21 protein-coding genes and 2 pseudogenes are annotated in these 19287 nt (G+C 36.4%); 16 read left to right on the top strand and 7 right to left on the bottom strand.

All coding sequences use genetic code 11. The features are described from left to right. Positions 1-197 precede the first annotated feature (197 nt). The 6 genes and pseudogenes from WDJ61_RS15015 to WDJ61_RS14990 all read left to right on the top strand — a co-directional run bounded on the left by WDJ61_RS15015 (position 198) and on the right by WDJ61_RS14990 (position 4236). Positions 198-1013, top strand: a pseudogene (locus tag WDJ61_RS15015) (YwqG family protein). Between the two features lie 112 nt (positions 1014-1125). Further along, positions 1126-1524, top strand: coding sequence for a DUF4279 domain-containing protein (locus WDJ61_RS15010; protein ID WP_338751111.1), 399 nt, complete (start codon positions 1126-1128; stop codon positions 1522-1524). A gap of 182 nt (positions 1525-1706) precedes the next feature. Beyond that, on the top strand, positions 1707-2039 hold the full coding sequence (locus WDJ61_RS15005; protein ID WP_338751109.1) for a hypothetical protein: 333 nt from the start codon (positions 1707-1709) through the stop codon (positions 2037-2039). Positions 2040-2294: 255 nt separating this feature from the next. Further along, entirely contained in the window at positions 2295-2804 is a 510-nt protein-coding gene (locus WDJ61_RS15000; protein ID WP_338751107.1) for a hypothetical protein, read from the top strand. 178 nt (positions 2805-2982) lie between these two features. Continuing rightward, entirely contained in the window at positions 2983-3462 is a 480-nt protein-coding gene (locus WDJ61_RS14995; RefSeq protein ID WP_338751105.1) for an RHS repeat-associated core domain-containing protein, read from the top strand. Between the two features lie 159 nt (positions 3463-3621). After that, on the top strand, positions 3622-4236 hold the full coding sequence (locus WDJ61_RS14990) for a hypothetical protein (RefSeq protein WP_338751103.1): 615 nt from the start codon (positions 3622-3624) through the stop codon (positions 4234-4236). A 175-nt stretch (positions 4237-4411) separates the two neighbouring features. On the opposite strand, the gene WDJ61_RS14985 is transcribed toward WDJ61_RS14990, so the two are convergent. Together WDJ61_RS14985 and WDJ61_RS14980 are read right to left on the bottom strand one after the other, a co-directional pair. Then, complete coding sequence (locus tag WDJ61_RS14985; RefSeq protein WP_338751100.1) at positions 4412-4645, bottom strand: hypothetical protein; 234 nt, start codon at positions 4643-4645, stop codon at positions 4412-4414. Between the two features lie 492 nt (positions 4646-5137). Beyond that, positions 5138-5923: pseudogene (locus tag WDJ61_RS14980) on the bottom strand (SMI1/KNR4 family protein). A 324-nt stretch (positions 5924-6247) separates the two neighbouring features. Between WDJ61_RS14980 and WDJ61_RS14975 the strand changes: the two are divergent. The 5 genes from WDJ61_RS14975 to WDJ61_RS14955 all read left to right on the top strand — a co-directional run bounded on the left by WDJ61_RS14975 (position 6248) and on the right by WDJ61_RS14955 (position 11865). Then, positions 6248-6862, top strand: a complete 615-nt coding sequence (locus WDJ61_RS14975; RefSeq protein ID WP_338751098.1) for a hypothetical protein — start codon at positions 6248-6250, stop codon at positions 6860-6862. A gap of 26 nt (positions 6863-6888) precedes the next feature. Then, on the top strand, positions 6889-7134 hold the full coding sequence (locus WDJ61_RS14970; protein ID WP_338751096.1) for a cytoplasmic protein: 246 nt from the start codon (positions 6889-6891) through the stop codon (positions 7132-7134). Between the two features lie 702 nt (positions 7135-7836). Then, on the top strand, positions 7837-9735 hold the full coding sequence (locus WDJ61_RS14965) for an endonuclease MutS2 (RefSeq protein ID WP_338751094.1): 1899 nt from the start codon (positions 7837-7839) through the stop codon (positions 9733-9735). 134 nt (positions 9736-9869) lie between these two features. Next, on the top strand, positions 9870-10910 hold the full coding sequence (locus tag WDJ61_RS14960) for a flavin-containing monooxygenase (protein ID WP_413789024.1): 1041 nt from the start codon (positions 9870-9872) through the stop codon (positions 10908-10910). Positions 10911-10929: 19 nt separating this feature from the next. Beyond that, entirely contained in the window at positions 10930-11865 is a 936-nt protein-coding gene (locus WDJ61_RS14955) for a cation diffusion facilitator family transporter (protein ID WP_338751092.1), read from the top strand. Between the two features lie 123 nt (positions 11866-11988). Here WDJ61_RS14955 and WDJ61_RS14950 read toward each other — a convergent pair whose 3' ends face one another. The 3 genes from WDJ61_RS14950 to WDJ61_RS14940 are packed head-to-tail and all read right to left on the bottom strand — an operon-like array spanning position 11989 to position 13329. Next, on the bottom strand, positions 11989-12516 hold the full coding sequence (locus WDJ61_RS14950; protein WP_338751090.1) for a permease: 528 nt from the start codon (positions 12514-12516) through the stop codon (positions 11989-11991). Beyond that, positions 12513-12995: a hypothetical protein gene (locus WDJ61_RS14945; protein ID WP_338751088.1), complete on the bottom strand. Its 483-nt coding sequence runs from the start codon at positions 12993-12995 to the stop codon at positions 12513-12515. The genes WDJ61_RS14950 and WDJ61_RS14945 overlap by 4 nt, the downstream gene beginning before the upstream one ends. Continuing rightward, positions 12988-13329, bottom strand: coding sequence for a PadR family transcriptional regulator (locus WDJ61_RS14940; protein WP_338751086.1), 342 nt, complete (start codon positions 13327-13329; stop codon positions 12988-12990). Before WDJ61_RS14940 ends, WDJ61_RS14945 begins: the two co-directional genes overlap by 8 nt. A gap of 484 nt (positions 13330-13813) precedes the next feature. On the opposite strand from WDJ61_RS14940, the gene WDJ61_RS14935 reads away from it, so the two are divergent. The 3 genes from WDJ61_RS14935 (at position 13814) to WDJ61_RS14925 (ending at position 15679) form a co-directional block, all read left to right on the top strand. Beyond that, positions 13814-14413: a TetR/AcrR family transcriptional regulator gene (locus WDJ61_RS14935; RefSeq protein ID WP_338751084.1), complete on the top strand. Its 600-nt coding sequence runs from the start codon at positions 13814-13816 to the stop codon at positions 14411-14413. Positions 14414-14441: 28 nt separating this feature from the next. Further along, positions 14442-15062, top strand: a complete 621-nt coding sequence (locus WDJ61_RS14930; protein WP_338751082.1) for a DUF2306 domain-containing protein — start codon at positions 14442-14444, stop codon at positions 15060-15062. A gap of 281 nt (positions 15063-15343) precedes the next feature. Then, on the top strand, positions 15344-15679 hold the full coding sequence (locus WDJ61_RS14925; RefSeq protein WP_338751080.1) for a hypothetical protein: 336 nt from the start codon (positions 15344-15346) through the stop codon (positions 15677-15679). A gap of 72 nt (positions 15680-15751) precedes the next feature. On the opposite strand, the gene WDJ61_RS14920 is transcribed toward WDJ61_RS14925, so the two are convergent. Continuing rightward, a complete protein-coding gene (locus WDJ61_RS14920; RefSeq protein WP_338751078.1) occupies positions 15752-17212 on the bottom strand; it encodes an amidase in 1461 nt (486 codons plus the stop codon). A gap of 135 nt (positions 17213-17347) precedes the next feature. On the opposite strand from WDJ61_RS14920, the gene WDJ61_RS14915 reads away from it, so the two are divergent. Then, complete coding sequence (locus tag WDJ61_RS14915) at positions 17348-18076, top strand: response regulator transcription factor (protein ID WP_338751076.1); 729 nt, start codon at positions 17348-17350, stop codon at positions 18074-18076. A 120-nt stretch (positions 18077-18196) separates the two neighbouring features. Continuing rightward, entirely contained in the window at positions 18197-18691 is a 495-nt protein-coding gene (locus WDJ61_RS14910; protein WP_338751074.1) for a YfbM family protein, read from the top strand. A gap of 126 nt (positions 18692-18817) precedes the next feature. On the opposite strand, the gene WDJ61_RS14905 is transcribed toward WDJ61_RS14910, so the two are convergent. Continuing rightward, positions 18818-19282, bottom strand: a complete 465-nt coding sequence (locus WDJ61_RS14905) for a hypothetical protein (protein ID WP_338751072.1) — start codon at positions 19280-19282, stop codon at positions 18818-18820. Between the last annotated feature and the right edge of the window lie 5 nt (positions 19283-19287).

Genomic DNA, 19287 nt, shown 5'->3' with positions numbered 1-19287 from the left:
TAGAGCAAGGAGAAGAAATAAATACTGGTACAATGGTAGTGGCGACATTCAAATACGATGACAAGGAGCGGACAGAACCACTATACATACAACAGTAACTAAACTGACGAACGTATCGGGCACAACTTTGGTTTCCTACACCTATGATACGCGGTTTGACGAAGATACAATGAAATAATGTATTGGAGAGATAAAAGTTGAATGATACAGTTAATAAATTGTTAAAAAAATACGAGTTAATAGGCTTTGAAAATAATATATTAAAATATACTAAATCTTGTATTAAGTTAGTTGCTGAATCAATTGGTGAGAAAAATATATCAATAGGCTCTTCAAAGTTAGGAGGGGAAGCAGACTTACCTTCTATATTTGATTACCCTGAACATAATGGGGAAAGATTATCGTTTATCGCTCAAATTAATTGTAAGCAAGCATCACAGTACGATCAAGAAAACCTTTTACCAAAAGAAGGTTTCTTATATTTCTTTTATGATTACGAGACTCACGTATCCGGCATTGACATATCTGATAAATCATATTGAAAAGTTCTATACTATGAAGGTGATTTGAATCAGTTGTCTAGAAGAAGACTTTCTCAACAGAATGAGCAGATATTTAACACTGCTTTGTTAATAGAAGAAAAAGAGATATCATTTGCTGATTTAGATAGTGCTGAAATAACATCTCTAGGGTGGGAAGATAAAGTTAAGGATAGTTATCTATATTTTGTCGAAGATTATTGGGATACTGTAAATTTAAAACATCAAATTCTTGGGCATCCTAAAGCTGTTCAATTAGAAGTGTTTAATGAGGTTTTGCCTTTAATACAAGAGGACAAGTCTGACTGTAATATTTCTATTGAAGATTTAGTACTTTTATTTCAAATAGAATCAGATGAAGAAAGCACAGATATGGTCTGGGGAGATGAAGGCATTATCTATTTCGTGATAACAAGAGATGATTTAAAACAAAGAAGGTTTGAAAACGTGTGGTTAAGTTTGCAAAGTAATTAGCAAAACAGTTAACAGGTTAGTTAAATAGATCAGTAATACTTTTCTTTTGATAATCCTCACAAATGGTAATATTGACCTGCGTCTAGACATACCAAAAAAGGAGTAAACAATAATGGCGACAAATGTTAATGCTGAATTTGTTATAATTGGTGATATTTTTGACCCTAATGTTGTTACACAGAGACTCGGTATTGAGCCTCATGGGTATTGGATAAAAGAGGAAGAAGTTCCGAAAGCACCCATCAAAAGAAAAGATACGAATTGGTGGATTCATACTGACTACGAACACTCTTTTGATATAATGTGTCAATTAAGTAAGCTCATAAATATTCTTCAAAATAAGAAAAATATTTTAAAAGAGCTAAAAACAACATATGATTTAGATTATTTATTTCTTGTTGTTATTAACGTTGAGGAAGATGAACAGCCTGCTATTGCTCTAGATAGTAGCTTTATAAATTTTGCGAGTGATATCGGTGCAGAATTCGAGGTAGATTTATATATTTATTAAAAAATATTTGATAAAAAATGATCACAAACTATCAAAAATAAAATTAATTTTTAATGTTAGCCCTAGCAGTGGGCCGACATTTTTTTATTAAGTAAAGCAGCAATTAGGATATCTAAGTAGGGATGGTTCGCATTTAAATGCTTCATTAGACGGTAGAATAACTCATAAATAAAGGAGAAAATATGTTTATAAGATTATATTTAAATGCAAAAAACAAAGACCAAGCTCAACACTCTATAAACAAATTTTTGAAAATATTTGAACCTATAACGGAAAGCGAACAATTATTAAAAGTTGAACCTTATTGGAAGATAGAAAATATTTATGTAGCAGAAATAGATATAATTCCTCAAGAAAACTATACATCGAAGAGTCTAAATGAAATACTTTACGAAATTTCAGATCATTGGATTGAATTCGGTGATCCAGTTAATGAATTACTTGCTAGTGCGACAGATGATAATTGTAAATTCATAATTCCAGAATTTAATATGGTGAATATTCACTTTCATTAATAAATCTAATAATACTTCGAGTCCCCACCTTATTCATATGTTTACGTTCAAAACAACCCAGTGATGTTGGATGATCCAGATGGGGAGAATCCTCTTGTAAGAGTTATTATCTATTTAGGTAATCGTTATGTGGTGAGATATGTTCCCAAAAAAAATTAAAACAAGCTGTAAAGAAAAATAAAGGAAAACTTCAAAGAAACTACAAGGGTAAATTACCAACTAAAAAGGTTAAAAAAGAAAAGGGGGAGTAAAATAATGTTGCAATTTGAAATTGAAAATCATTGTAGAAACCTTATAGGATTTCCACTTAATGAGATAGGGAGAAATTCAAATATGGTTTGGTTTGGATTTGGGAAATCTATTACTACAGTTAACAAAAGAGGAGATAGTTTTAAATCCTCTGAGTTTGTTTTGCATATCCAATGTACCTGGAGATTAATTAAGGAGAATAAAATAATTACTGCTTCAAGAGATATATATGTACCTAAGTCAAATTGGAATAGTGATAATGAATTTGACTGGGATATAATAGGGGAGAATAGGTTTGATGAATTATTAAAGGATTTTTTAAAAAAATATTGTGGGAAAATATATATTATCTTACTTAACTCGGATCCTCTAGGTGGTTTGAGAATCTCATTTACAGATAATATCTCGTTGGAAATATTTCCGGATGAGTCAACAGAAGAAGAGTTCTGGAGAATATTTACTCCTGGAAAATTAGATTCACACTTTGTAGTTACTGGTTTAGGAATTGAGAAGTAATTGCAACACGTTTTACTTACTGATTCCATCCTAATGTTAAGTTATTCTTAATTAACATTAAGTCGAAAAGCCGATGCCTAAGCGTAGGGAATCGGCTTTCTTCATATCGAAATTTGTTTAGCGTATGTTTTCCGCATTTTGTTGGTAGGACCCTATGCCCATCAAGCTAAGGATGTAAATGGCTAGATATGATGCATGGGGGAATATTCTCTCAAAAAGTGGTGCGATGGTGAATGTAAACCCTTATCGCTATGCTTCCTACCGACATGATAATGAGACAGGGTTATACTATCTGATGGCACGCTATTACGATCCAAAAGAAGGAATCTTTTTATCCATCGATCCACAGCCAGGAGAGGCTAATGCCCCAATTAGTCAGCATCCATATGTTTACGTTCAAAACAACCCGGTGATGTTGGATGATCCAGATGGAGAGCATCCACTGGTGGCAGTTCTGGTTTACACAGGTGGACGATATGTCGTTAAATATGTTGCGAAGAAAGGTGTTAAATACGCCGCTAAGAAATATAAAGGGAAAATTTATAAAGTAGGGAAACATTCTCGTATAAAGAATGTAACTAAAAAAAGAAGTGTAACAAATCGTGAGACACAAGTAAGCCATAAATCTTTCGGGAAAAATCTTGAAAGAAATGGTTGACATAGAAGAGATCTTAAAGACGGTAGACTATATACTAAAAATGGGGCGAAATATTTTGTTCTTAATAAGGCTAAAAGTTGCCGTGGATGGAGTGCCGACTATACTCCGAAAGGGGGTAAAACTTCTATTAAGTATAGGCTAGGAGGGAGGTATCGTTAAGTGGAGCACAAAAAATATTTTTTGAGTGAAATTAGTGAGATTAAAAAAATTGAAAAAAATATAGAAGAAATGGTATTTATGGCTCGGGAGACTCCAGAGCAAGTTTTTAAGCAACCTTACGAATTTTATTTATTTAACCATTGGGACTGGATGATGTCTAAAGAAGGTTGGGAGTCACTTCAACATTTATTAAAATCATCAAATGACGAAGCGGCAGTAGTCGCTGTTTTAAATCCTCATCCATTCGAAGATCACTTTAAAAAGTACAAACATTCGAATTGGGCACGTATTCCTGCATATTTCACTTCAGAGCAATATAAAGATATTGTTAATTATGGACCAGATGAAGATGAAATAGAATCTATTTGCCAATATTCTCGCTCTGTCATATGGGTTTCTCCATCACAAGATTGGATTATCTATGGTGATTGGGAATGGGAGATTTGTATTTTTGCATGTCGCTCATCACAACTAGCAGATTCTATGAAACTTAAGGATTGGATAACAGTAGAGGATACACTACTGAAGGATTGGTTATCTATGGTAATTATTAACAATAAGGTTTCCAAAAGAATATGGTCTGAATTTCAAAATAATTACAAATGGAATATTTGAATTACGTCATCAGGCTTTATAAGTACAACTATAAAATAATCTGCTATACAATACTGAACTATCCCCCAGAAATGGAAATGAGGAGTGATTATACAAACAAGTAAAAAGCGGTATAATTCATTTACGAATTATACCGCTTTTCTTCTATTATGAAACTATATATGTAGTAACATTCTTAAGGACGAATATCTACAATTGTGCGATCTGATTTAATAGTGAAGGCTTGAGTTAGTTGCGCATAATCAGCAGATGTTACAGAACCGTCATCCATTGGAACGGTGACTTTAATACGATAATGTCCAGCAGGTAAAGAAGCCACGCTGATATTTGTAAGGGAATCATATTCTCCCCAGAAGTCTGTAAGATCATCGACTTCATACCATTGATTTAGAGAACCTCGTTGAACCATTACTCCAGAAGAGTTATGAATTGTGAACGTTGGTGTATGGCGTGTTTTAAAGTCTGTAAGATAGTTAGAGGTAGAAGTAGCCATAATTTTAGCAGTAAAAGCATTAGGTGCTTTTGAACTATAAGAAGCTAAAAATCCCCTGTCTACATCTGATTTTACATTTGCATGCGCTTCTAATGGTTCAATTGCTTGAATAGCTCCTAGACCTCCAAGAGCGATTGCTGAAGCTAATACAGTTTTACCAAATTTACTGACATTTTTTTCATGAAAATTCCCCTTCCAAAAATGTAATAAATTGCTTTGAACACTTATTAAAATATCAAATTTTTCCTTCTATGTCAAGTTGTTGGGTTAATTGTAATATTTAAGAAGGTGGAATCCGTTATGTGTAAGCTGTTTTTAAGGGACCGACCTCAAAATGATTCTTCAAATCTAAAAGATGATGGTCTAGAAGAAAAGTAAGATGGGTATTTACATTCCCTATCAGATACTTTATGAGAAAGTTGTATTATATGTTTCAACCATTTCTGCATAATCACGAACTTCTTCATGCGAATCTTCCAAAAAAGTTTGCAATAATTTTTGTATCACAGGATCTCCCTTTTGCAGTTCCTCTGTTTCTATTAAATGATACGTGCTAGAAGCGACAAATGTTCTGACTGAGGCATCATGATGTTGGCTTAATTTCACTAGCTGTTCAACAAACCAAGGAACATCGGAAGAAACTGTATTCATCGTCATTAAATGAAGAGACTCAATGATGCCGTCGATATCGTCGTTTGTCATATGAGCGGTCATCTCTTCTTTTGAAAAGGGGGGCAGGTCATATTCTTCATCCTCTTCTTCCTCTACATAAAGATGATTTAAGAAATCTTTAAAAGAGGAAGTAATTGTGTAAATTTGCTCAAAGTCATTATCGATATAGACCATTGGTGGATGCTCCGTCGTTTCTCGATAGTCAAAAGCAAACCAATTATGGCCGTCTCCACTAATCAAGATCAACCCTTTAGGCAGTTCCCATTCATTTGAATAATAGTCATTTTCTAATATTCCATCCTCTTTCCCAATCCCTAAAATATGATCAATATACAGAGGTTCATCTTGCTATGACGATGGAAAAGCATTGTATGTAATCATGCCGCCATTTTGAATGTGAAGCAGTTCTAAATATTCTTGTGGCAAGTGAACACCAAACATTTTTTCCGCTGTTGTTATATCTTGTTTAGTTAACTTTTGCAAACGATAAGGATCGTCCGCTTCTTTACGCCAAAATGTCATTATATCTCTCCTTTTTTTCATTATAACTTTTGGAGCGAGTTAGTGTATAAAATGATACACAGTTTTGAAATTTAAAGGGGTTTCCATTTTTCTATTGAACTTAAGGAAAGAGGTAAGCAAAGAATTCTGGAGGTGTTTCGAAATGAATAAGAATTGACGAATTTTAAATCAAGAGTCTTTCTTTATCTCTATACAAATATCCTCTCTAAATTCATTTTAATTGCTTAATTCATCCTATATATTTACAATCGATTTAAAATGCAATCTGGAAATTCAACGGAAGGTTTTAATGAGAAGAAATATTTGTAAAAGGAGTGATAAATGATGATGGTAATTAAGCGACTTTTTCAGAGTAAAGATCCGATAGAGATGTTTTGGAAATGGTTTTTGAACCATGAACAAGAGTATTATGATCTGCAGCAAGAAGAGCTAGAGTATCTATTTGAGCAACTGGAGCGACAATTGGATAAAATTAATCCAGATTTGGTGTTTGAATTTAGTGCTGAACTTGTGAATGAAAAGAGAGAGTTTATCATTAGTGCAGATGGTTTAGTTGAAAATTTTTCTGATGTGATTGCATTGGTAGAGGCTGCACCTCCGCTTGAAAGGTTTGATATTATCGCCTTTAGGCAACCTGCAACAGAGGAATTTGCTGTCGGATATCAGGAAGTTGAATTGACATGGGACGATGTCCTTTTCACTTATAAGGTTGATTCAGAAAATGACTTAGTGGATCTTGTTCTGTATATTAAAGGATTTGAAGAAGACAATGAAGATTATATCGCTGCGGTTTTTATTCTATTAGACTGTGTTATTGGAGAATTTGTGGTCGGTACTGAAATCGGTGAGATCGTATTTAAACCGTATAAACAAGAAGAAGAGCTCCTGCCAATCAGTAAATTGCGAGGTGTCTGTCACTCCTCGGGTTTTGTCGAATAATAATATAGAGGAAGTGCAAGATCATAATGGAAAAGCATTTAGAAGAAGCATATCGTTTTTCTTCTCATAATAAAGAAGGATTGGAAAAGGATACGGTGTGTGGTTGTTTTCATTGTTTGAAGGTATTTCATCCGTCTGAGATTGAGGATTGGTGGGATAATGAGGATACAGCTGTTTGTCCTTATTGTGGCATTGATTCTGTGATTGGGGAGAGTTCAGGAGTTCCGATCACTGAAAAATTTTTAAAAGAAATGCAGGAAGTCTATTTTTAGGTGATCGGCTAAAACTTGGTGCCTTTACATATTTTTCATCATAGAGTATGATAGTCTGGAAGTAATTTTTAATGAAATGAATATAAATTTTGAGAGGTGAACTTTGTGAGTGCCATAGGATCTAACTAGGATACAACTGAACGAAATAAAGATGTGAAAACTGGGGAATTGATACCCTTAGCTTTGTCATGGATTTATTTCAGTACCTATGAAGATACCTATTGTACTTTATAAAGTGTGTAATGGATGAGAGATAGAAGGGCGATAAAAAATAATCGTTTCTTTCACGATGCTCTCTTTTTTACGCAGGCCTTATAAAGATAAAGCCGTGGGATCTCCCACGGCTTTTTTGTCATTTACTAACAGCCTAAATAGTGAAGTTGAAGTCGGCTCCACTTTTGAAGCAGGCTAGTTCCAGGCACCATCGGCTCGAGGTCACAAGCCCATCCGTCCAAAAGGTTAAAGAACAACCTTTCAGCCGGCTGTTCTTGTGCTTGTCGCCGATAATCAGGTGCCTTCCACTTTTAATGACATCTAGTTGCGCCTCCTTGGAGCTCGAGGTCAGATGCCAGCCTGACTGCATGGCTGAAGAGCGCCATTACGTCATTCTGTCATCTGCTTGTCGCTCCAGGACAGTCAGCTCCACTTTTAAAGTCATAGGTATCTCTTGCCCATGGATCAACCATAGTGAGGAGAATGGATATGAATACAATGACATTTGAAAAATTACAATATAACGAATTGAAGGACATAGTGAAGTCTTATTGTGTGAGCGGATTAGGAAAAAAGTTGCTTGATCAGCTGCAGCCAAGTGCGAATCGGAAAGTGGTTCAAAATCGCTTAACTGAAACGACAGAAGCACGGGTGATCATCGATGCAGAGAGTCATGTGCCATTTGTGGGTGTGTCGAATGTAGAGCACATCATTGGAAAGCTGGAAAAAGGGATCATTTTGGAACCGACGGAGCTTATTCACATCGCTGATTTTTTAAGAGGCTGCCGAAAAATGAAACAGTTTATGTTAGCGAAAGAATTTTTTGCTCCGATGTTAAGTTCTTATGCCCATTCGATGTCGGAGTTTATCCACATTGAGGAAGAAATTCAATTTTCCATTAAAGGGAGCCGGGTGGATTCTGCGGCGAGCAAGGAATTAAAGAAAATTCGTAACCAAATCGAAGCCACTGAGGGGAAAATAAAAGAGCGGTTAAATAAATTTTTAAATAGCTCAGCAAATAAAAAATATATTCAAGAATTTTTTATTAGTGAAAAGGATGGGCGATATACGGTTCCAATTAAGTCTTCGTTTAAAAATCAAGTAGCGGGAACGGTCGTTGAACTGTCTGCGAAAGGTTCGACCGTTTTTATCGAACCGAGTGCCGTGACGAAATTAGCTGTGGAGCTAGCAACGTTGAAAGCGGAAGAAGCGGTGGAAGAGTATCAAATATTAGCGACCTTATCAGGGATGCTTTTGGAACAAATAAGCAAGATCAACATCAATATCGAGCTAATCAGTCAATATGATCTAGTGTTTGCCAAGGCGAAATTCAGCCAACAAATCGGCGGAATTGAACCGAAAGTGAACAGTCATGGATATATGAAACTTATCAACAGCCAGCACCCGCTCTTGCAAGGAAAGGTTGTACCGTTAACTGTTGAAATCGGGAGCGAGTATCGCAGCTTAATTATTACAGGTCCGAATGCGGGTGGAAAAACGATCGTGTTGAAAACGATCGGCTTACTGACGCTGGCAACGATGTCGGGCTTTCATATTGCCGCCGATCCTGAGACGGAAATCTCGCTGTTTGAGAAAATTTTTGTTGATATTGGCGATAATCAAAGTATCGAAAACGCCTTAAGTACGTTTTCTTCGCATATGAAAAATATTTCCGATATTATGAGCGCCGCTAATCATCATACGCTATTGTTGTTTGATGAAATTGGCAGCGGGACGGAACCGAATGAAGGAGCCGCACTAGCTATTTCTATTTTAGAAGAATTTTATCATAAAGGGTGCATCACGGTGGCGACGACTCATTACGGTGAAATTAAGCGTTTCTCTGAGCTTCATAGCGACTTTATGAATGCGGCCATGCAATTTGATAGTGAGACGCTAGAGCCAAAATATAAGCTTATAATTGGAGCGGCGGGAGAAAGTAATGCCTTATGGATTTCGAAAAAAATGAAACTGCCCGACAATGTGCTAAAACGAGCGAAGAGCTATATGGACAATAAGGATTATCGCTTAGAGCGGGTGCATGAAAGCAAAATCAAAAAGCCGCAAGCCATCGCTACGAAAACAACGGAAACGTACGAGTACGTCAAGGGAGACAAAGTAAAACTATTGGATTATGATGAGGTTGCCATTATCTATAAGGAAAGAAACTCCTTTCAAAACGTTGTGGTGCTTTATCAAGAAGAGCTGATTGAAGTGAATGTGAAGCGAGTGAGGCTAGAGTTAAAAGCGAGTGACCTTTATCCACAAGGGTATGACTTAGATACGTTATTTGTTGCTTATAAAGATCGCAAGCTTCAGCATGATCTAGAGCGAGGATCAAAAAAGGCATTAAGAAAGATTCAAAAGGAGATTAAAAATAGCAAGTAATGGGAAGATGGTGTAGCCAGGAAGCGGCTGCACCGTCTTATTTTTTCCAATCTTTTCATTGACATTATCTGAAAAATAGAATAAATTAATATATGAATATATGCTCATATATTGTTATTGGAAAGGTGATGAGAATGAAATACGATGTGGTAATTATCGGGGGTGGGCAAGCGGGGCTTTCTATGGGGTTTTATTTAAAGAAATCTGATCTATCATTTATCATTCTTGATCAGGCAAAAGAAGTAGGAGCGTCTTGGAAAGAGCGCTATGATTCACTCACTTTATTTACTCCGCGTGTGTATAGTTCCGTGCCCGGTTTCATGTTTTCAGGGGATCAAGAAGGGTATCCAACAAAGGATGAAGTAGTCGAATATTTATCTGCTTATGCGAAGGAATTCACTCTTCCGATACAACATAACACAGAAGTGCAAAAGCTAGTGCAAGTAGAAAATGGCTTTCAAGTTTTAACCAATCAAGGAGAATGGTTTGCACGAAAGGTCGTTGTAGCTACGGGTCCATTTCAAAAACCTTTCGTACCAGCGTTTTCAAAAGAGCTTTCCGAGAGTGTCTTCCAACTACACTCTTCTCAATATAAAAATGCCACGCAGTTAAATAAAGGTTCTGTTTTAGTCGTAGGTGGAGGAAATTCAGGTGCACAAATTGCTGTAGAGCTAGCAAAGAAAAGAGAAGTTTATTTATCAGCGGGGCATAAGCTGAAGTTTTTGCCCCTTTACATTGGCAAAAGAAACCTCTTCTGGTGGTTTGATGTACTAGGAGTGTATCGAGCTCCTGTTCATTCAAAAGTAGGGAAATTTATTCAAAAACAACCTGACCCGATTATTGGACTTGAGCTAAAAGCGTTATTGAAAAAAGGAAAGATTACTTTAAAGTCTAGAACGACCGCGATCAAGCAGGATCATTTTATGTTTGCGGATGGCAGTGAAGTGAGTGTGAAAAATGTGATCTGGTCCACGGGATTTCGCTCTGATTATCAGTGGATAGATGTCGCTGGAGTGTTAGATGAAAATGGGACACCGCTTCACGAAAGAGGCGTAACATCAATACATGGATTATATTTTTTAGGTTTACCTTGGCAGTTTAATCGTAGCTCAGCGCTACTTCAAGGAGTGGGCGAGGATGCACAGTATTTAATACAGCATATAATGAAAAAATAGGTATAGAGGGGGAGTTAATATGGGACATCATCATCACCACGGACACGATCACCATGGACATCATCACCATCATTTTGAAGAAACGCGAGAAGGAAATAAAAAAGGATTACTTATTGCTTTATTGATTACAGCGGGCATTATGCTATTAGAATTTTTCGGGGGCTTATTCACCAATAGCTTAGCGCTTCTGTCAGATAGCGGTCATATGTTAAGTGATGCAAGTTCATTATTGTTAAGTTTTGTGGCGATTGGGTTTGCAGCGCGACCCGCCTCACCAAGCAAATCATACGGATTTTATCGCTTTGAAATTTTAGCTGCTTTATTTAATGGCGTGACGTTATTTGTTATTGCAGCCTTTATTATAAAGGAAGCGTACGAGCGATTTTTAGAACCGCCGACTGTGGCGAGTGGAACGATGATGCTGATTGCATCGGTTGGCTTGTTAGCGAATTTACTTAGTGCTTGGTCACTCATGAGCAAAGGTGATGTGAAGAACAACGTCAATTTGCGAAGCGCGTATTTGCATGTTTTAGGGGATGCACTTGGTTCGGTCGGTGCTTTAGTGGCTGGTTTGCTTATGCTTCTGTTTGACTGGTATATTGCTGACCCGATCATTTCCGTCCTTGTTGCTTTACTTATTTTAAAAAGTGCTTGGGGTGTCATTAAGCATTCTGTTCATATTTTAATGGAAGGCACGCCGATTACTGTGGATCAAGTAGAAGTGAAACAAGCATTAGAAGCCATCGATGGTGTAGTGAATGTGCATGACCTTCACATTTGGACGATCACTTCCGGATTAGATACTTTAACTTGCCATATTTTAATTGATGACAACAAAGATAGCCAAGACATATTGCAGCAAGCAATTAACAAGATTCAAGAGGCATTTAAAATTGAACACACAACGATTCAAATTGAAACATCTAAGATTGAGCATCATGAGATGAAAGTATAATCATAAAGAAGCAGCAGCTTTTTCTTAGGGAAAGGCTGCTGTAGTTTTGAAACAAAGTCGTATCGTTTTATCCCATACAAAAGAATCTGGGATTGAGGAGCTTAAAGACTTATTGATCTAAATCTAAACTTCTTTAGTTATATCATACTTTAACAATTGTCGTTGGTCATAAAACTTCTCATAAATAATACCCATTAAATAGAAAAAAAATAGACCAAAACAAATGTGAATGAGTGTAAATTTAGCTCCAAATGAAGCAAATTCATACACCATAACCGGTAATTTTGCAGTTGTCCAAACTCCTAGAAAAAATACAATGTATCGTATGCTCGCTCCTTTTTTTAATAAAAGTGCCGCGATTGGAAAAGCAACATAGAGGGGACCAGCTGCAATTCCTCCTAATAATAGGGAGAACAAGATGCCATAGATGCCAGATTTTTCTCCCATATATTTAATTAATGTTTCTTTCTTCACCCACTGGTCAAGCAACCCTACGAATATTAAGACAGGAGGAAGTAGAAACAGCATATCTAAAATACTTTTTCCTGTTAATTGAAATGCGTTCCATCCCACCGATTGGTTTATAAAAGTCAATAAAATGAGTCCCAATAGTAAAATGAAAAAGAAACGATATCTTTTTAATTCATTCATACCATCACCACCCAAATAATATACGAGAATATGAGAGACATTAACAATGCAGATGCATTACGAGAATAAGCAAAACTTCGCCCAAATATCTTTTGTTCCATCGGTAAAGTTGTGATTCCTACGGACATTAATGTAGACATTAATACCGCAACTTGAGGGAGGCCCGCACCATTTTGGACTAATGTATTTCCAAGAGGAAACACAACAAAGCTTGGAATGAGTGCAAAAGAGCCAATGATTGCTGAATAAACAATACCGATGAATCCAGATTCTTCCCCAATGATGGAAGAAATGAAGGAAGGCGTTAATATAGATAGTGATAGTCCAACGAAAAGCATAATTGATAGCATGGAAGGTATAAGATTACGAAACATTTTCCATGACTTTAATAGAGCATCTTTTGTTTTATTCCGGTCCTTTACAAAAGAAATACTGATAAGAATAATGGCTAAAGCGTAAAGGAGAGCGCCATTAATCATGGTTAGACTCCTTCCATTTTTTATATTTGTTTAAGAAAAATGATAAATTCTTAATTTTTTCTTCAATATCTATTTGAAAATCTTCTAATTGCCTTTTTCCAGCTGTAGTAATTTTGTACATCTTTATCGGCTTATCTTGATCAGATGTATCCAAATAAGACTCAACGGCACCTTCGTTCTCTAATTTTTTTAGTGTGCGATATATGATGGCACTATCAATTGGATTGACGGGAAGCTCTTCTTCACATTTTTGCAGAAGTTTCCCTCCATAGCTATCTCCCTCTGTTAAAAATAGCAAAAGAAATGCACCTGTATGTCTCCCTGTATGTTTCATGATAAATATAACCTCCTAATTTAAGTGTAGAATTTTTTTCGTTAACATAACATTCAAATCAATACTGTTAACAACACAATACTGTCATTAACAGTATAAAATTAATATAATGTCATGTCAATTCTAAAATGTACAATATGTTTTTTATCTTTGTGATAACATGATTGATCAATCTTTTTCAAAATGGAGTTTTTGTATTTGCTGTTGAATAAGGAGTGATGGCAACTTTTTAATCAAACTTTATTCCAACGCTACAGCTGCTGCTGTAAAATTTGTTTGAAACATTGCTATCAAGCGGATGGTAGAAAAGATGAACAGGTTATGCAATCCATGGTAAATGCTAAGGCCATTCGGAATTTAATGATTGTCTGTTGCTCCTGACTTTCCGATAAAATGTAACGTTAGGATTGACATAATTTTGAATACATGATAAATTAACACCGTTAAGTTAACGGTGTTAATTTAGTTTTGAGGAGTGATATTGATGAGACGTAAGAAAGAACCTACGGAAATAAAAAAGGAAATAATAGATGCGGCGCGTCAGTTGTTTCTGGAGGAAGGATATCAGCATGTATCCATGAGAAAAATAGCGACTAAGATTGGATACACGCCCACCACTATTTATATTTATTTCAAAAATAAAGAAGAGATATTGCTTCATTTATTAGAAGAAGGATATGGTCTCTTTTATCATGAGTTGAAAATCGCTTATGATCATGCTTTTGATCAATCACATGAAATAAGGCTATTTAACATGTGTGAAGCCTATATATACTTCGGTTTGAAACAACCTGATTACTATAACATCGCTTTTATGAACAACCTGGAGAAGAACACAAGTAAGATAGAAAACAGCGATAGATATAACGCATTCCTATTGCTGAATACGGTTGTGAAAGAGTTTATTCAGGAAAATGCTTTTAGCGAGATGGCACAGTCCGATATGGATATAAGCCATACCATTTGGGCAAGTTTGCATGGTTTAACCTCGCTTTTAATCACATTTCCACAGTTTGATTGGGGAGAACAAAATCGGTTAATTCAATTTCATATTCGTACCATCATTCAGGGACTCAAAAACTAAAGGTTATTATAGATGAGGAGAAACGATTATGAATAAAAAAATATGGGTTATCATTACTTTTTTAGCGATAGCGGTAGCCGGTTATTCCATTGTACAATATTTTATTCTTGGTGCTGATCAGGCTGGGTTAGTTCAAATGAAGCTTATGTCTCTCTCTAAATTGAGTACATTTTGGTACACGATGTTATTCATACATGTGGCAACTAGTGTAGTAGCATTAGTGATTGGTCCTTTTACATTATCCACAAAATTTAGAGAAAAAAATATCAATCGCCATCGATGGCTAGGAAAAGTCTATATGATTGGTATTTTATTGGGCGGTTGTTCAGGTCTGTATCTAGCCTTTTATGCAACAGGAGGCTTGGTCGGGAAGCTTGGTTTTGGCTTTTTATCAATATTTTGGTTGGTATCTGCCTATCAAGCACTTGTCAAAATTAAAGATAAGAACGTTCATGACCATCAAAAATGGATGATCAGAAATTACTCCCTAACCTTTGCGGCGGTCACATTGAGAATTTGGCTACCATTGTTTATGCTTCTATTTGGATTAGAGCGTTTCGAACTTAGTTATTCTATTATTGCTTGGTTAGCATGGGTACCAAATTTAATCATTGCAGAATTATATATACAACGAAAGCTTAATAAGTAACATGAGAAAAGAATAAATGGATTTAAACAAAAAATATCAAATAAAGAAATCCTATGTAAAAAAATTCATTACATAAATCTTGCTTAGTGACTGAAATGAAGCAATAGCCGTTTTTCCAATTGAGGAAGACGGCTATTTTTAGGTTATCCCGCATTAAAGTGGGGAGAAGACCCTTACTGATTGAGACGTACTTTATTTTTGAGGGATAAAAAATAAGGAGAAGGATCGAATTATGAAAAAATTGGATTTTTATTATAAAATAAAGAGGGAGGGGAAGGTGTATGAATATCGACATGGATGCATTAATTATTTTCTTAATGATATGGGGAATACCGGTTTTCATGGTCGGTAGGGCTTATTTAAAAATGAGTGAGGAGGAAAAGAAGGAGGCTATGACAGATTTTAAATCACCTCGCTTTATTTTTACCATCGGCTTTCTTATAATTGGTTCTTTTCTCGCTATAGTAGGAGGTTTATTGGAGGTAAACATCATTAAAATAAGCGGAAATGCTTTATTGATTATAGGGGGAATCGTTTCAGTATTGCAGATGTGGAAAAGGAATAAATTAAAAAGTGTGTTACTTGTGCTGCTTCTTGGATTTGTCTTATTTATATAATTGAACTAACTTTAGAGCAAGCTGAGAAAGGGACACACTAAACCCGCAACCTTGGAGGTCACGGGTTTTTTGCTAAAATGTCGTATTAGCTAATTTAGACGCGTGAACAGGTGGTTTTCTGTCTTTCCATGGCAATGCTTTTTCCAGTTGGGCAGCCAGTTGCAGTAAAGTGGATTCATCTGCGAAACGACCAGTAAATTGCATGCCGATTGGTAGTCCAGTTTCACTTGATTTTAATGGGAGTGAAATCGAAGGCTGACCAGTCGCATTAAATAAATTCGTAAATGGAGCGTAGGTGAAAATTTGTTCCGTCCATTGTTTCGCATTAATTGACGGATTATCGGCATTTAACAAGCCGATTTCAGCAGGCAACGTAGCAAGAGTTGGCGATAACAGCACATCATAATCGGTGAAAAATTGTCCAACTTGCCTTGAAACGATAGCGTTCACTTCTATTGCTTCCAATAGTTCGGATGCCGTCATTTCTTTTCCGTACAAATAACATTGCCAAATAGCGGCTTCGATATTTTTATCGCTAGGAGTTTTACCTAAAGCTTGGGCAGCTCCATTGATCATTTTATAAATATTAGCTGTCCAAATGCGTAAAGTAGCAAGGCTAAAAGGCTCCACATCATATTGAGGGTGATCTTCTACCACTGTATGTCCTAAGTCCTTACATAACTGAACAGTTTCATGCAAGGCCTTTAAACACTCTTCATCGACAGGAACACCAGAAGCTGGTCGGCCTGTCCAAGCAATTCTCAACGGCTTTACTGGTTCTTCAATGATATTTTTATATTCTTCTGCTGGTGACTCTGGCCAGCTATAACAGCCAATGTCCGGCCCGCTAACTGCGTCAAGGAGGTGGGCAGTGTCTCTTATCGTTTTTGTTAAGGCAAACTCAATGGCAATCCCGTTAAGTGGCTCGCTGTTATAAGGCCCAGCAGGTATTCTGCCTCGAGTTGGCTTCAAACCGACGAGTCCACTACAAGAAGCTGGAATTCTTATCGATCCTCCGCCATCATTGGCATGTGCTATAGGAGTAATGCCAGCTGCCATTGCTGCTGCTGATCCGCCGCTTGATCCGCCTGGACTATGCTTAAGATTCCATGGGTTGCGTGTCGGTCCGTAAAGAACAGCCTCTGTCGCTGCATTATAGCCAAATTCAGGAGTAGTGGTCGTACCCACTGTGACAAACCCTGCTTGCCGGAAGCGTTTCATCAGTTCGCTATCCACTGGCAGTTGGAACCCTTCTGCTAATCTACTGCCCATACTAGAAGGAATATTTTGTGCGTGTAGAACCAGTTCTTTAATTAAAAATGGGACTCCTTGAAAGGAACCTTCAGGCAATCCTTTTTTAATCTCTTCCATCGCTTCTTCCTCTAGAATCGATACCACCGCATTCAAATCAGCGTTTAATTCTTTCATCGCTTTAACGGAAAGCCGAACGAGTTCCTCTGGTTTGACTTCTTGATTTTTGACAAGTTCCGCAAGGCCCAATCCATCGTAGCTTGAAAACTCCGAGATATTCATTAAGCATTCCTCCTTTTACGTCTATTATCCATGCCAATAAACATTTCTGCTATTACCCAAAAGGATAATTATTTGATTATTCAGAAGATTTATATATGATAAGAGTGATAGTTTGTGAATAAGGGAGGAGTAGCTATGCAATTAACGAAGGAAGAGTATAACTGCGTGCTTTGTGCGGTTGAAGAATTGGCAAGTAAGCAAATGAATACGAATATAAATAATTACCGTGCGGAGGTTCTTAAAGTACTTTGCGAAATTTTAGGATTTCAACAATCCTTATTTTGGCTTGTTGATGAAAATAAACAATTAATGGATCCAATTTTATTAAATATAGAAGAGAAAACTTTAGGGGAATATAATGACTATTTTTATCAATTGGACTATCTTCAGCCTTCTAATTTAAACAAGAAGAGGCAGGTCCAAAAGTTAACAGATGTGATTTCTTTTTCAGAATATATCGAGACAGAATATTATTACTCGTTTATGAAGAAGTATTCGTTTTTAGATGAGATGGGGATTTATCTAGAACATCAGGGAGAGTGCGTTGGTGTAATTGGTTTATTAAGAAGTAAAGAAGAACAACTGTTTATGGAAACGGATCGTATCAAGTTAAGTTTTTTAGCTAAACAAATTGAAAGCGGCTTTAATATACAGAATATTTTAAAGCTGAACCAGCAAAAGCAAAGTACTTTATTAACTGAAAGAGAAAAAGAACTCGTCAACTACCTTGAAGAAGGGTGGAAGAATAGAGAAATAGCAAAGAAACTCTATGTCAGCGAACATACAATTAAAAAACATTTACAAAACTTATATAGAAAATTTAACGCAAGTAACCGAACTGAATTATTGTATAGGATAAAATAGAGCCATTCATAAAACTCAAGAATAGCTCCAGGAGATTTGTAGAGATGAATATACCATAATCGTTTTATCAATAGTAGAATAATATTTAGTAAATATTACTATAAAAGGAGACCATTGAAAATGGGCATGATTGCGAGCTACTATCGAATTTCCAATGAATTCATTGAGCATTTAACAACTCATCCAAATGAAGTAGAAACATTTCTTTATGAAGTGGAAGAGGTGAGTAAAAAGGAAGTAGATATTGATAAGGCCTGGCACGGCATTTACTTTCTTTTAACAGGAGAGGCACAGCTTGGAGCAGCTGTTGATTCGACAGAAGGAGATGCGATCTTAGGCGGAAAGCCAATCGGTAGAGATCTGGGCATGGGGCCTTGTCGCTATTTACCATCGGATGAGGTAAAAGAAATATATGATACGTTGAAAAACATTTCAGTCAACGACCTGTCCGAACAATTCGATGTCGAAGCTTTGAATGAAGCAGATATTTACCCAATGTATGGTGAATGGACAGAAGAGGATAAGGACTACATAGTGGACAACTATCAAGAGCTCGTTCGTTATTTTGAAGAAGCAGCTCATAACGAAGAAGGAATGCTGTTGCTGATTCATTAAAGGAACAACATATAGTGCCAAGTGATAGTATACTTGGCACTAGAAAGCATGTTCAAGGACTGACGTCAACATCTTTAACTAATTAAGTTCTTTCAAGATTTTTATGATATTTTTCCTTATAAGAAACTATTCTACTTCAATCACAAAAGCATAAAAAGCATCCCCGTTTGAGACATCTGGTTCTTTTTCGTCGTTCCACCACACGCCATAGGAGTAATAGTAAACCCCTTTTTCCATGGGTGCTGTTAGTTGATGATCTTTCACGAGCACATCGGTTTCTTTGTTCTTATGGAATTGGACGGCTTCTACTTTACTTGGTTTCTGTTTATGGTCAATGAGGAAGGTGATCTTTTCACCGGGCGAAACCTTGATTGGTGTTTTTTCTACTAACAGTTCAACGGGGCCCGCTTTATCGACACAAGTATTTTTTCCTTCTCCGCTCCAACAATAGGAACCAAGTGTCGTTTTATATGTTTGCTCTCCAATTTGAACCGAAGCTTCGGGTGGCTTTTCCACCGTCAGCTCCTCATTTGAACATCCGATTAAATAACAGCTCATCATGAAAATGAAAATAAATAAACCTCGATTCATCTGAC

The organism is Bacillus sp. FJAT-52991, from assembly GCF_037201805.1.
Classification (GTDB): Bacteria; Bacillota; Bacilli; order Bacillales; family Domibacillaceae; genus Bacillus_CE; species Bacillus_CE kandeliae.
This window is presented reverse-complemented; position numbering and strand designations above follow the sequence as displayed.